Source organism: Cohnella abietis (assembly GCF_004295585.1).
In the GTDB taxonomy this organism is placed as follows: domain Bacteria; phylum Bacillota; class Bacilli; order Paenibacillales; family Paenibacillaceae; genus Cohnella; species Cohnella abietis.
On the sequence record NZ_AP019400.1, the window covers coordinates 2,012,634 to 2,026,800 of the forward strand.

General features: G+C 46.4%; 14 protein-coding genes. 10 read left to right on the forward strand and 4 right to left on the reverse strand.

All coding sequences use genetic code 11. The features are described 5' to 3' along the window. The first annotated feature begins 62 nt into the window (after positions 1-62). The 9 genes from KCTCHS21_RS08295 to KCTCHS21_RS08335 all read left to right on the forward strand — a co-directional run bounded on the left by KCTCHS21_RS08295 (position 63) and on the right by KCTCHS21_RS08335 (position 8,665). The gene (locus KCTCHS21_RS08295) at positions 63-986 is read left to right on the forward strand and encodes a LysR family transcriptional regulator (RefSeq protein WP_130606692.1); all 924 of its coding nucleotides are present in this window, start codon (positions 63-65) and stop codon (positions 984-986) included. A 31-nt stretch (positions 987-1,017) separates the two neighbouring features. After that, positions 1,018-1,584: an NADPH-dependent FMN reductase gene (gene ssuE / locus KCTCHS21_RS08300; protein ID WP_130606694.1), complete on the forward strand. Its 567-nt coding sequence runs from the start codon at positions 1,018-1,020 to the stop codon at positions 1,582-1,584. 372 nt (positions 1,585-1,956) lie between these two features. Continuing rightward, positions 1,957-2,709: an amino acid ABC transporter ATP-binding protein gene (locus tag KCTCHS21_RS08305; protein WP_130606696.1), complete on the forward strand. Its 753-nt coding sequence runs from the start codon at positions 1,957-1,959 to the stop codon at positions 2,707-2,709. 52 nt (positions 2,710-2,761) lie between these two features. Further along, positions 2,762-3,925 (forward strand): amidohydrolase, encoded by a 1,164-nt coding sequence (locus KCTCHS21_RS08310; RefSeq protein WP_130606698.1) that lies wholly within the window; start codon positions 2,762-2,764, stop codon positions 3,923-3,925. 14 nt (positions 3,926-3,939) lie between these two features. Next, complete coding sequence (solA, locus tag KCTCHS21_RS08315; RefSeq protein WP_269472765.1) at positions 3,940-5,082, forward strand: N-methyl-L-tryptophan oxidase; 1,143 nt, start codon at positions 3,940-3,942, stop codon at positions 5,080-5,082. A gap of 13 nt (positions 5,083-5,095) precedes the next feature. Beyond that, positions 5,096-5,590, forward strand: coding sequence for a DinB family protein (locus KCTCHS21_RS08320; protein WP_130606702.1), 495 nt, complete (start codon positions 5,096-5,098; stop codon positions 5,588-5,590). Between the two features lie 37 nt (positions 5,591-5,627). After that, on the forward strand, positions 5,628-6,164 hold the full coding sequence (locus KCTCHS21_RS08325; RefSeq protein WP_130606704.1) for a GNAT family N-acetyltransferase: 537 nt from the start codon (positions 5,628-5,630) through the stop codon (positions 6,162-6,164). Positions 6,165-6,182: 18 nt separating this feature from the next. After that, on the forward strand, positions 6,183-7,502 hold the full coding sequence (locus tag KCTCHS21_RS08330; protein WP_130606706.1) for an LLM class flavin-dependent oxidoreductase: 1,320 nt from the start codon (positions 6,183-6,185) through the stop codon (positions 7,500-7,502). Between the two features lie 203 nt (positions 7,503-7,705). Then, positions 7,706-8,665 carry a DMT family transporter gene (locus tag KCTCHS21_RS08335; protein WP_130616405.1) on the forward strand — a complete coding sequence of 320 codons (960 nt, stop codon included), beginning with the start codon at positions 7,706-7,708 and terminating at the stop codon, positions 8,663-8,665. A gap of 936 nt (positions 8,666-9,601) precedes the next feature. Here KCTCHS21_RS08335 and KCTCHS21_RS08340 read toward each other — a convergent pair. The 4 genes from KCTCHS21_RS08340 to KCTCHS21_RS08355 are packed head-to-tail and all read right to left on the reverse strand — an operon-like array spanning position 9,602 to position 13,111. After that, positions 9,602-10,267, reverse strand: coding sequence for a CoA transferase subunit B (locus KCTCHS21_RS08340; protein WP_130606708.1), 666 nt, complete (start codon positions 10,265-10,267; stop codon positions 9,602-9,604). Between the two features lie 23 nt (positions 10,268-10,290). Then, positions 10,291-10,980 carry a CoA transferase subunit A gene (locus tag KCTCHS21_RS08345; protein WP_130606710.1) on the reverse strand — a complete coding sequence of 230 codons (690 nt, stop codon included), beginning with the start codon at positions 10,978-10,980 and terminating at the stop codon, positions 10,291-10,293. Between the two features lie 32 nt (positions 10,981-11,012). Continuing rightward, positions 11,013-12,221, reverse strand: coding sequence for an acetyl-CoA C-acetyltransferase (locus tag KCTCHS21_RS08350; RefSeq protein WP_130606712.1), 1,209 nt, complete (start codon positions 12,219-12,221; stop codon positions 11,013-11,015). Between the two features lie 5 nt (positions 12,222-12,226). After that, on the reverse strand, positions 12,227-13,111 hold the full coding sequence (locus tag KCTCHS21_RS08355; RefSeq protein WP_130606714.1) for a 3-hydroxyacyl-CoA dehydrogenase family protein: 885 nt from the start codon (positions 13,109-13,111) through the stop codon (positions 12,227-12,229). A 119-nt stretch (positions 13,112-13,230) separates the two neighbouring features. Here KCTCHS21_RS08355 and KCTCHS21_RS08360 point away from each other — a divergent pair, with 119 nt between their 5' ends. After that, positions 13,231-14,139: a LysR family transcriptional regulator gene (locus KCTCHS21_RS08360; RefSeq protein ID WP_130606716.1), complete on the forward strand. Its 909-nt coding sequence runs from the start codon at positions 13,231-13,233 to the stop codon at positions 14,137-14,139. Positions 14,140-14,167 lie beyond the last annotated feature (28 nt).

Genomic DNA, 14,167 nt, shown 5'->3' on the forward strand with positions numbered 1-14,167 from the left:
TATTATCTTTACATTATACCTATTCCGAGTTATCCTATTGGATAAATAAAAAACTTCGTAGTGTGAACGAAGGAGGTTTTTTTGTTAATATAGAAAATATCGAAGCATTTGTTTATGTCGTTTACTGTGGAAGTTTTAATAAAGCCGCAGAAGCGTTATACTTATCACAGCCATCTGTTACTGCTCGCATCCAATCTCTAGAACGGGGGCTGGATTGTAAGCTGTTCGATAGACAGGCTAAGCAAGTCCAGATTACCGAGGAGGGCAAGCGATTCCTGCCTTTTGCACAGCAGCTTCTATTGACCTACCAGAAGGGGAAGTATCAGGTTAACCAAAAGAAATCTCCCCCTGAGGAGTTCAGAATTGGCTGCACGGTGTCGGTGTCTAATTACATTTTTCCAGAATTAATTGTCCGTTTGAAAAGCAAGTTCCCTAATACTAACTATAGGATCGTTACAGGCATTACTGATGAAATCGTAAGTAAGGTGCTGAACAAGGAAGTTGATATTGGTTTTGTGCGAAACGTGACTCATCCTAGCCTTCAATCCATTAAATTTTACGAGGATCCCATATCTCTTTATGTTTATGAGGGGCATCCCTTTCTACTAAATGAGCGCCTTACAGTTGAAGAGATTGCCAAAGAGCCTCTCGTATTTTTTCAATGTGGCGCATTGGATTGGTTTAGAATTCATCGCTTGTTCGAGAATCTTGATCAGCCACCCAACATTCAGGTTCAAACCGACAACTCAGAGATGGCCAAAAAGCTAGTTATTCAGAAGGTGGGAATATCGTTCCTTCCGAGTGTATGTGTCCAGCAAGAGGTTGCTGAGGGTAAGCTATTTCCGATTCACGTTCCAGAGACGGATGGCATTACGATGCAAACAAACATTGTCATTGGCCATGGGGAGCACTCGCAATATTTGAATACAATTATTGAAACAGGCAAAGAGCTCATCATAAATAGATTAGCACCCGCAAGTAAGTAATCATTAAACCTACAAAATGGAGGAATTAACTATGAGTCACATTGTAATTATTTCAGGTAGTCCAACACCGGGATCCCGTTTGAACGGATTAATCGACCACGTAGAAAGCAAATCTGCTGAGAAGGGTATTAAGATCAGCCACATTCGTGTTTCTGAGCTGCCAGCAGAAGCACTGCTTCATGCGAATTTCAAGGACGAGCAAATTTTAGCTGCGCTTGCTTTGGTGGAATCAGCTAGTGGCGTAGTCATCGCTAGCCCGGTATATAAGGCGTCCTTTACGGGAATTCTGAAGGCTTTCTTGGATCTGCTGCCACAAACCGGCCTAAAAGGGAAGGTTACATTGCCATTATTTATCGGTGGAACTATAGCCCATTTACTTGCCTTGGATTATGCCTTGAAGCCTGTCCTTTCCGTTCTAGGCAGCAGAAATATTTTGGGCGGCGTATATGCGATCGATCAGTGGATTGAGAGACGTGATGGTGGAGGATTTGAGCTGTCAGAGGAGCTGCAGGAGCGTTTGGATCGTTCTGTTGAGGAGCTTTCCGAGGAAATTAATTGGTTGGAAATTCGCTCCAAAGACACTGCCGTCAACTCGTAATAATTCCGGAGTATGAATAGAAAAAGGGGCTGCCTAAAAGTCGATTAGACTTTGGTAGTCCCTTTTCTTGAACTCATAACAACTAGTATCATAAATTATTGGATAGTTGTATCCACCTATAAAATATCTCTATAACCAAACGCATTGACGGCTTAAAGGATCAGATGTTATGTTATTCTCAATATAAATTCTTACTTATCCACTAGGAATTATAAGTTTAATAAGTGGGTTTAGCGGAGCACAGGATTGCCGCTTTATCATAGAACATTTTGGCGGAGAGTTTTCATTGGTCGCTTCATACGGTGCCGATACCGATGATTTAAAGTCTACCTTGAGAAACGAATTAACCTTTATAATCGTTGGGGGTGTAGCATGATTAAGCTTACAAATATATCGAAATCCTTCGGACGTAATCAGGTGCTTAATAGAATAAACCTCAAGGTTGATAAGGGGGAAGTCGTTGCTATTCTTGGTCCAAGCGGCTCAGGGAAGACAACACTGCTCCGATGCATTAATTACTTGGAGAAACCTAACGATGGAGAAATTTCAATTGATGATTTCAGTGTAAATTGCAGAAGACCTGCTAAGAAAGATATTCATGCGCTTAGGCAAAAAACGGCGATGGTATTCCAAAATTATAATTTGTTCCGACATAAGACTGCCCTTGAGAATGTGATGGAGGGCTTGGTTATTGTTAAGAGGCTGTCGAAGGAGGAGGCGCGTAAAAAAAGCGTTGAGCTGCTTGAAAAGGTAGGGCTTGGAAATAAGCTTGATTCCTATCCGAGCCAGCTTTCAGGAGGTCAGCAGCAGCGGGTAGGTATTGCAAGAGCGCTTGCTCTAAACCCTGAGGTTATCCTCTTCGACGAGCCGACGTCTGCACTTGATCCTGAGCTTGTAGGAGAAGTGCTGTCTGTTATTCGTAAAATAGCTAAGGAAGGCATAACGATGATAATCGTGACACATGAGATGGGGTTTGCTCAGGATGTAGCCAGTCACGTGGTGTTCATGGATCAAGGCTTTATCGTCGAGGAAGGTCCTCCTAAAGTGATCTTTCAAGCCCCTAAAGAAGAGAGAACAAAGCAATTTCTGGCACGAATTACCCCGGAGAGTTCTTATTCGATTTAGCTAGAGAAGCGAGCGAGAATTATAAATAATATAGAGCTAAGGAGGGGTATCGATGGGTTCATTAACGACCGAGCAGTTCGAAGAGCAGCTCGTAGCATTCAGACGTCATTTGCACGCCAATCCAGAGCTGTCCCACGAGGAATTTGAAACGACGAGCACGATTCGCACATGGCTTACAGAGGCGGGAATTCGTATTGCGGAGTATCCGCTCAAAACCGGTGTCATCGCTGAAGTCGGAGGCTTGCAAGAGGGCCCAATTATTGCAATTCGCGCTGATATTGATGCACTTCCGATTCATGAGGAGACGGGATTGGCATTCGCTTCACGAGTTCCCGGTAAAATGCATGCGTGTGGGCATGATTTGCATACGGCAATAGTACTGGGTGCGGCTATTTTGCTTAAACGACGGGAACATGAGCTGAAAGGAACAGTACGGTTTATATTCCAGCCGGCAGAGGAGAAGGCGAAGGGCGCTTCTCTAGTTATCAATAGCGGTGCTTTAGAAGGCGTCAAAGCAGTATTTGGCTTACATAATAAGCCTAATTTGCCGGTAGGTACAATTGGCATTAAGCCGGGTCCGATTATGGCGGCAGCAGACGGCTTTATTGTGGAGGTTGAAGGGCGAGGAACGCATGCTGCAGTACCCGAAGCGGGAATCGATCCTATCGTTACTTCCGCACATATTATTACGGCGTTGCAATCAATAGTCAGCCGTAATGTAAGTGCTCTGGATAGTGCAGTCGTTAGCGTTACTCGTCTAAACAGCGGTACGGCATGGAATGTCATCGCGGATAAAGCTGTATTCGATGGCACGTTGAGAACCTTCGATGAAGGTGTTCGTTTTAGAGTCCGTGAACGATTCGAGCAAATCGTCGTTGGCGTTGGGCAAGCTTTAGGAGCTGAAGCAAATGTGAAGTGGCTTGAGGGTCCACCTGCAGTTGTTAATGATTCTAGGTGGGCTGAGCAGGCAACGAGAACGGCTGAATCAATTGGATTACAGGTTGTAGAGCCGACTCCTTCATCAGCTGGTGAGGATTTTGCCTTCTATTTGCAAGAAACACCGGGTAGCTTTTTCTTCTTAGGTACATCTGGACCGCAAGAGTGGCATCATCCGGCCTTTGATGTTGATGAGAGAGCTTTACCAATTGGAGCCTCGTTCTTTGCCTCACTTGCAGTTGATGCATTATATCAATTATCGGAGACGAAGAAGCTCTAGAGGGAGGCTGTAATATTCGAAAATTATACGATGTTATTGTTGTAGGTGCAGGTTCGATGGGGATGAGCGCTGGCTATGAGCTTGCCCGTAGAGGAATAAAGACGTTATTAATAGACGCCTTTAATCCCCCGCATTCCAATGGCAGTCATCATGGTGATACCCGCCTGATCAGGCATGCCTATAGCGGAGGTCCTGCTTATGTGAAGCTGGCGCTTCGTGCGGATGAGCTATGGCGTGAGCTTGAGGAAGCAACTGGCGAGAAGCTTCTTGAGAGAGCGGGAGTACTTAGTATTACTGACCCTGCTATTTATTCCTACGAGAGTAGGTTTCAAGTTGCGGCCGATCATGGTGTATTTATTGAGGATCTCAGCGCACAGCAAATTAAGGAACGTTGGCCCGCTGTTCAAGTTGGTGAGCATCATCGAGCGATGTATGAGCCATACGCAGGTTATTTGTATAGTGAAAAATGTATATCGACCTATAAGAAAGAAGCTCTGCAAGCAGGAGCGACGTTATTAACGAATACTTTTGTGACGAAAATAGAACCAGAAAAATCCTCTGTAACAGTATCTACTGCAACAGACAGCTTCATAGCCAATAAAGTTATTCTAAGCGCCGGAGCCTGGTTTAAGACTCTAGAGCCGTTCGTCCAATTACCTATTCGTGCAGTCCGCAAAGTTGTGGGATGGTTTGAGCCCAGTCATCATTCATTTAATGCTGGTCAATTCCCCGGATTTACTTTGGAAACGAGTAATGGAGGCTATTACGGGTTTCCTAGCATAGGGGGAGCAGGTATAAAGATTGGTCGTCATGAGACAGGAGTGGAATGGCAGCCGGGAGAGAAGCTTGCGCCGTTCGGGACTTATCCGGAGGATGAGGGAGATTTGCGAGGGGCATTGGATGCATTCCTACCTGGTGCCGCGGGCAAGCTGCTGAGGAGTGCGGTTTGCAAATACGAATTCACACCGGACGACAGCTTTATTATTGACACCCATCCAGAATATTCAAACGTGCTACTAGCAGGAGGTTTCTCAGGACATGGCTTTAAGTTTGCGAGTGTCGTAGGAGAGATACTGGCGAATCAAATCGAGCTTGGCAAATGGGGGCAGGACGTGGGGCTATTTTCCGCAACACGGTTCACGCAGCCTGCAAAATAGAGGAGGAAATAGGATGAGTCAATCTATTGTTGACATTGATACTTATTTGTACACTTATGAGCAATTGTTAGCTGCTATTGAAGGTTTAACTGACTCTCAGCTAAAATGGAAAGCGACAGATGCGCAATGGAGTGTTACTGAGGTTCTTGCCCATCTAGCAGATCATAATATTATCGTCTCCTTCCGTATTCGTGAAATACTGGCCAACTCTGAAGCTCGATTGCCAGCGTTCAGCCAAGACCCGTGGGTAGCTGGACAGAAATCTAATGAGGGTAATGCGTCGGATATTTTAGAAATTTTCAGAAGCTTGCTCTTGTATAATAGCTTGTTGTTCCGTCGTCTATCGTCGGAGGAGTGGAGCAAAACAGGTGTTAACTTCAAAGGAGAAACAGTCACCCTAGAGGCCATTATTCTAGCCTTTATTGCACACGTCCAAGTTCATTTAGCGCAGATTGATCGGATTAAAAAGGGAGAAATAAGCTCGCAAAATTCTAGCTGCACAATATAGAAAAAGCTATCCCTTAACTAGAAAGCAGGTGGAGGAAATGCCGGATAAGAAGGTTGTCATTCGCAAGGCAGAGGATTCTGATCATGAAGCTATTATCGGGGTGCTGCTAGATGCGTATGAGCAATATGAACGAACGTTTTCCGCTGAGCGCTGGACGCAATATAAAACAAGTATCCTACAGTCTATAGAAGCTACAACAACGAAGGAGAGACTTGTTGCTGAGCTAGACGGTGAGATTATAGGCAGTGTGTTCATCTACGATTCATCGGAGACTGCTTATGGAGATAATCCGAAGCTGGACATTCATAACCCTGTCATTCGTTTGCTTGGAGTGTCACAGAAAGCACGTGGACATGGAGTTGCAACGGAATTAATACGAGCTAGCGCAAAGCTGTCGTTGGAGTGGGGGGCAGATCAACTTCACCTGCATACCTCTGACATGATGGACTCGGCCGTTAGGCTTTATGAGCATCTTGGTTTCGAGAGAGATTATGATAAACAATTCATGAGTGGAGATTTACTGGTTAAGAGCTACCGACTAATCCTGCGGGAGACATCATTATTAAATGCCTGAACTGAGGAGGGGTTTAAGATGGCAAAGCGTTCCATTAAGCTTGGCGCACTTGTTCATGGAGTTGGAGGGAATGTGTCTGGCTGGCGGCACCCTGAAGTACTGCCGGATGCTAGTGTTAACTTTTCCTATTACAAGGAGCAGGTTCAACTTGCGGAATCAGGTAAATTTGATCTCGTGTTTATCGCTGATGGTCTGTATATTACTGAAAAATCAATTCCCCATTTCCTGAATCGTTTCGAACCGATTACGCTTCTGTCTGCATTAGCTTCGGTCACAAGTAAAATTGGTTTAGTTGGCACACTCTCTAGCTCCTACAGTGACCCCTTCACGGTTGCGAGGCAATTCAGCTCTCTCGATCATTTGAGTGGTGGGCGTGCAGGCTGGAATTTGGTGACCTCTCCTCTAGAGGGCTCAGCCAAAAATTTCGGAAAGACAGAGCATCCGACGCATGATGAGCGCTACAAAATTGCAGAGGAGCACTTGGAAGTAACGCGAGGCTTATGGGATTCATGGGAAGACGATGCGTTCGTTCGCGACAAGGAGACAGGAGTCTTCTTTGATCCGTCGAAGCTTCATCGCTTGGATCATAAGGGTGCTTATTTTAACGTACAAGGACCGTTGAATATTGCCCGTTCCAAGCAAGGTCAGCCGGTCGTCTTCCAAGCAGGCTCCTCTGAAAGTGGCAAGAAGCTTGCTGGCAAAGGGGCAGACGCTGTCTTTACAGGTCATGAGAACATAGAGGAAGCGAAGGCTTTCTATGCGGATGTTAAAGCAAGAGCGGTAGCCAATGGTCGCTCTGCCAATGATATCGTCATTCTGCCGGGGATTGCGCCGATTATAGGTAAAACGCAGGAGGAAGTTGAGCGTAAGTATGAGGAAATTGCCAGCTTAGTTAATATTCAGAACGCGCTTGACTATCTTGGTCGGTTTTTTGACCACCACGATTTCTCGCAGTATCCGTTGGATGAGCCGTTTCCCGAGCTTGGGGAGTTAGGCAGCAACAGCTTCCGCAGCGGCACTGACAAAATCAAGAAAACGGCTAAGGAGCAAGGCTTGACGCTACGTCAGGTTGCGCTGCAATCGGCTACTCCTCGCGGACAATTTATCGGCACACCGGAGAATATCGCTGATCTCATTCAGAAGTGGCATGAAGAGGAAGCGGGCGACGGATTCATTGTTTATTCTGCTCTGCCTAGCATCCTTCGGGATTTCGTTGAGCTAGTTATTCCGATTCTGCAGGAGCGTGGCATTTACCGAACAGAATATGAGTCAGATACCCTTCGGGGCAACTTGGGATTACCGATTCCAGCCAATCGATATACAGCTGTTAAAACCTAAGGTTTTATTCTATATCTCATGGTACGCAGTATAGGCTTTTATTTTCTTTGTTTAGAATATGTATTCGAATATTAGACCGCTTGCTCTGTCGAGAAGGAAAGACTTGGAGCAGCGGTTTTTCGTATGTTTTGCCCTATTGATCGTCTGCATGCTATATAATAATCCGTGCACGTCTTTCAAAAGGGGTTTAACTATTGAAAACAATGACAGAGAAAATATTTACTCATCCATTAGGCATTATAGCGGCCGCAGCGGGGGCGACTTTCCTGTGGGGAAGTGCGTTTCCATTTGTGAAATTAAGCTATGCGGAGCTGAACATTGGTAAGGAGGACGTATTTGAGCAGATTTTGTTCGCCGGATACAGGTTTGTTCTTGCGTCTATTTTGATCCTTGTACTGATGAAGCTTATTGGCAAAAAGGTAGCGTATCAACGGGGAACGTTGCTAAAGGTTGGGCGGATAGGCTTGTTCCAGACATTGCTGCAATATGTACTTTTCTCCTACGGTATAAGTAGTACGACCGGTGTGCAGGGATCAATAATTGCAGGTACGACGTCATTTTTCCAAATTATATTGGCTCATTACATGTATGCAAGTGATAAAATTTCACTTCGTAAAATGATAGGACTAGTCGTTGGCTTTGCTGGGGTCATTCTTGTTGGCATCTCTAAGGGCTCGTTAACTTTGCACTTTGGCTTAGCGGAAATTTGCTTGCTGCTTGCGATGTTCTTCGGGGCACTTGGAAACGTGATGTCGAAGAAGGAATCCGAGCATCTTGAAGTTCTTTACATGACCTCTTATCAAATGCTGCTCGGCGGACTTGCGATCATGGCTATCGGTGCATCAGGAGCAGGCTTGCTCCCATTCGAAATGACTTGGAGCACAACGTGGATGCTGCTTTACTTAGCGTGCATTTCTGCGCTGGGGTTTGTGGTGTGGAATACGGTCATGAAGTACAACAAAGTCGGAAGCATCTCGATGTATTTGTTTCTAATACCGGTATTCGGAGTGTTCCTGTCCGGGGCAATGCTCGGCGAGGAGCTCCATATGTTCGTATGGGCGGCGCTCGTCCTTGTCGTCAGTGGCATCGTAATCGTCAACGGCAAGAGGACGAAGGCTCCCACAGCAGGTAGCGAAACCCCCGGACAAGAGCTGACTCAGTAAAATAACACTAAACCGGTAACACGCAATAGAGTAGCTCTCATTATTAGCAGCTACTCGAAGATATCGAACAACAAGCCCCAGAGGAGCCTTCACCGAGAGCAGTTACTCGAAAATATCGAACAACGCGCCCCAGAGGAGCCTTTGCCGAGGGCGGTTACTCGAAAATATTGAACAACGTGCCCCAGTAAAGCCCCCACCGAGAGCAGTTACTCGAAAATATCGAGCAATGTGCCCTAGAGGAGCCCCCACTGAGGGTAGTTACTCGAAAATATCGAACAATAAGCCCCAGAGGAGCCTTCACCGAGAGCAGTTACTCGAAAATATCGAACAACGTGCCTTAAAGTAGCCTTCGACGAGAGTAGTTACTGGAAAATATCGAACAACGTGCCTCAAAGTAGCCTTTACCGAGAGAAGTTACTCGAAAATATCGAACAACGCGCCTCAAAGTAGCCCCCACCGAGGGCAGTTACTCGAAAATATCGAACAACGTGCCTTAAAGTAGCCCTCATGGAGAGCAGTTACTCGAAAATATCGAACAACGAGCCTCAAAGTAGCCTCCATCGAGAGCAGTTACTCGAAAATATCGAACAACGAGCCTCAAAGTAGCCTCCATCGAGAGCAGTTACTCGAAAATATCGAACAACGAGCCTCAAAGTAGCCTCCATCGAGAGCAGTTACTCGAAAATATCGAACAACGAGCCTCAGAGGGGCCTCCATGGAGAGCAGTTACTGGAAAATATCGAACAACGTGCCCCAGACGAGCCTTCACTGAGAGTAATTACACGAAAATATCGAACAACGTGCCGCAAATGTGCCTTCACCGAGAGCAGTTACTCGAAAAATTCGAACAACACACCCTAGACGAGCCTCCACTGAAAACACGGCCTGCTACGATGAGGACGCGGCCCGGGAACTACGAGCCGCACCGCGCACTCATTAATAAGCCTCCATCCGAACATGCTCCGATACTATCAATGATGGCTCGGTCGCCTCACGAATTTCCTCTACCGTAAAGCCGGCAGCAACCTCTACAAGGAGCAAGCCCTCGTTCGTGACATCGATGACAGCGCGATCCGTGATGATGCGATTTACGACTCTTTTGCCGGTTAGTGGAAGGCTGCAGGTGCTTAATATTTTCGGCTGTCCAGCCTTGTTGACATGATCCATGATGACGACGATTCTCTTTGCCCCATGCACCAAATCCATCGCGCCGCCCATCCCTTTGACCATCTTGCCTGGAATCGTCCAATTGGCCAAGTCTCCTGCTTCAGACACTTCCATGCCGCCTAGAATAGCGAGATCAATATGTCCACCCCGTATCATGGCAAAAGATTCTGCACTACTGAAATAGGTTGCCCCTGAAATCGCCGTCACCGTCTCTTTACCTGCATTTATAAGATCGGGATCGACTTGATCAGCTGTAGGGTAGGGGCCGATGCCAAGCAATCCGTTCTCTGATTGCAGCACAACCTGCTTATTGGGTGATATATAGTTAGCCACTAAGGTCGGAATACCAATACCAAGATTAACATAATATCCGTCCTGTAATTCCTTTTCCGCACGCCAAGCAATGCGCTCCCGAACCGTCATAGAATGACCCATCGTCATCTCCTCCTTTCGCAAATTTATTGTTTTGTAGTTAGTCGCTCTATTCGTTTCTCCTGCGCGCCCACGATGATTTTTTGTACATAAATGCCCGGGGTTTCGATAGATTCAGGATTTAAGCTACCGATCTCTACAAGCTCCTCGATTTCAGCAATTGTTACTTTTCCTGCACTCGCCATAATCGGATTGAAATTGCGGGCTGTTTTGTTATAAACGAGATTGCCCATTCGATCCCCACGAACTGCGCGAATTAAGCTGAAGTCAGCGGTTAATGCGTGTTCAAGAATATATTCCTTATTGTTGAAAAAACGAGTCTCACGTCCATCAGCCAAAGGAGTCCCGACTCCCGCAGGCGTATAAAAAGCAGGTATGCCTGCACCTCCAGCTCGGATTCGTTCAGCAAGAGTTCCTTGCGGTACTAGCTCTGCCTCGATTTCTCCGCTCAGCACTTGGCGTTCGAACTCCTTATTCTCGCCAACATAGGAGGCTATGATTTTCTTGATTTGTTTGTTTCTAAGCAGGAGACCAAGTCCCCAATCGTCGACTCCGCAATTGTTGGATATAACGGTCAGGTTGCTGACTCCACTGTCAGCCAACGCCTTAATTAACTGCTCCGGAATGCCAACGAGGCCGAAGCCGCCAACCATCAGCGTAGAACCATCCGGAATCGCTTGAACAGCTTCTGTGAATGAGTGCAATATTTCCTTCATTTGAAAGCCTCCATCCCCATACATATGTAAATTTACTTAACGTTCTCTACAATGGTTGCGATCCCCTGACCGCCGCCGATACATAAGGATGCCAGCCCTAGATGTGAGCCACTGCGCTGCATTTCATGAAGCAGTGTGACAAGAACTCTGGCACCGCTAGCCCCAATAGGGTGACCTAGCGCAATTGCACCACCGTTGACGTTAAATTTTCCAGGGTCAAAATCGAAATGCTTTCCATACGCTAGCGCCTGAGCGGCGAAGGCTTCATTTACTTCAAGCAAATCGATATGCTGCATCGTTAAACCAGCTTTCGCTAAAGCCCGCTCTGTTGCCGGAACCGGCCCGAGCCCCATCATCGACGGCTCCACGCCTGCAGAAGCATGGGAGCGAATGATTGCAAGCGGCTTAATGCCAAGCGCCAGCGCACGTCGCTCGGACATGATGACGAGAGCAGCAGCACCATCATTAATGCCAGAAGCGTTTCCAGCAGTTACAATGCCTTCCTTCTTAAATGCAGGCCGGAGTCTCGCAAGTGCTTCTAATGTCGTATCCGGGCGAGGGGCTTCATCCTTGCTAACTAAGAGGTGCTCACCTTTCTTCTGCGGAATACTTACAGACACGATCTCGTCATCGAATTTTCCCGCCTCAATCGCGGCTTTGGCTTTTTGCTGGCTATCCCAAGCAAACTGGTCAAGCTGCTGACGTGTGAAGCTATAATGCTCAACTATATTTTCAGCGGTAATGCCCATATGATAGTCGTTTGTTGCACACCAGAGCCCATCCTGGATCATCGTATCTACAACGGCTTGGTTTCCCATCCTGTAACCGGAACGGGCACCTGGAAGCAAATAAGGAGCAAGCGACATATTTTCCATGCCGCCGGCAACGATAATTTCGCTATCTCCACTACGTATGGCGTTAAAAGCTAAATTAATCGCTTTCATCCCCGAGCCGCATACTTGATTAATAGTCATCGCGGGCGTGTCAACGGACAACCCTGCGGTAAGTGCAGCCTGCCGTGCTGGATTTTGGCCAAGGCCGGCTTGCAGGACATTGCCCATGATGACTTCGTCTATTTGCCCGGCTTCAATGCCAGCGCGTCTAACCGCTTCAGCAATGACAACAGAGCCAAGACGAATAGCAGACACATCCTTGAAGATTCCGTTAAAGCTGCCAATAGGTGTCCGTACTGCACTGGCTATAACAATGTTGTTGTTCGTCGTTGCATGGGTCTCGACCATATCAATCATTCCTCCTGAGTGCTCTTCCTTGTGAATGAAACCAATTGCTGCAAGCTTTCTGCCATTTGCTCTGATGCTTTGCTTGGGTCTGCATACTCGTAATAGCCTCCGCCGCTTTTGACACCAAGCTTGCCTTTGTGTACATTTTGCTTAATAGATTCAGGGGTCTCAGAGCCGTTAGACAGTTCTGGAAAGAGGTGACAGGTAACTTTAGCCCAGATGTCTAATCCGCCAAGATCAGCGATTTCGAATGGACCCTTGAGTGCCCAGCGTAAGCCTAGTCCTTCCGTCACAACGGTATCGATCTGGGCAGCATCGGCTACACCATTTTCTAACAAATAGCTTGCTTCTCTCATGAGGGCGGCTTGTAGGCGATTGGCTATAAAACCGGGAATATCTTTGTTTAATACAACAGGTGATTTACCGCATTGCTGCAATAAAGAGAAGACCTCATTTACAATGTGCGGAGCGGTTGAAGGTAACCCGACAATTTCAACAAGAGGCACAACATCTGCAGGATTGAAAAAATGAGTAATAATCATTCGATCAGCAATGGTTAAGTCAGCGACTAGCTCCTTTAGAGAAAAAGTTGAAGTGTTGGAGGCGACGATAGCTGAAGGTGGGAGATAGGCTTCCAATTTTCGATAAACCTCTAACTTAATATCCAATTGCTCGGGAACGGCCTCTACAACTAGATCTGCGCTCGTAACCGCTTTCTCTAATTCGCTAGAGATAACGATGGATAGCTCTTCGGCTGCATGAAGCGACGACTCCGGAAGCGCCTGGATATTCGGATCGAACAAAGACACTTGAAAGCCGTGCTTGGCAAATAGGCGAGCGATTCCCATCCCCATAGTACCGGCTCCCAGAACGGTTATATTAGTAATCATGCGAAGCCTCCTTATTTGAATCTATAATCTCATTTTACTTGCGCTATACTTATGAGTAAAATACATATATTGAATATCATTTATTCCATACATCTATATATAATGGGGGCGAAAATACGATGGATATGCGTCAATTAGGCTACTTTCTAGAGGTCGCGCAGCATGCAAGCTTTTCGAAGGCTAGCCAAGCTATTCATCTCTCACAGCCAACGCTTAGTAAAATGATCAAGAACTTAGAGGTAGAGCTTGGTGTTGTCTTATTTGATCGTTCTACACGTCGAGTAGAGTTAACGGAGGCAGGTAAAGTTGTTCAAGCTCATGCCCAAACGATTATTAATGCCTCACAGCAGCTTCTTGTTGCAGTAGAGGATTTGACGGAGAAGCGTAAGGGACAATTTACGCTGGGGCTGCCTCCCGTAATTGGAGCAAGCTTTTTCCCAAAGGTCATTGCGGATTTCCATCAGCTGCATCCGGACATTGCGATTAAGATTGTAGAGGAAGGCGGCAAAAGAATTGAACAGCTGCTCCTCGAGGGTAAAATCAATCTGGGGGTTGTTGTGCTGCCCGTTGATGAGCGACTATTTGAAGTTGTTCCTATTGTGGAGAGACATCTTAAGCTCGTCTTGCCGCTTACGCATGCGCTAGCCCATAGAGAGGAAGTGCATCTCGCAGACTTGAAAAATGAGCTATTTATCCTCTTCCGCCAGGAATTTAATTTGCATGATCGTGTGAAGGAAGCCTGTATTCGTGAGGGCTTTGAGCCTCAGGTTGCTTATGAGAGCACACAATGGGATTTCATCTATGAATTGATCTGCGCTAATCAAGGAATCTCTTTGCTTCCAGAAACGATATGCGCGAAGCTTGATCCGGGTAAGGTAAGTGTTATTCCACTTGTTAAACCGAGCATCCACTGGGATTTGGCGATTATCTGGAATAAGAGTGGCTATGTATCTCATGCAGCTCAAGGCTGGATCGAGTTTGCTCAGAAGGTATTGTTCACGAGCAGCACCAATGAGGATTCCGCTTAAGTATGCCATTTTGTTACATAAGAAAGGA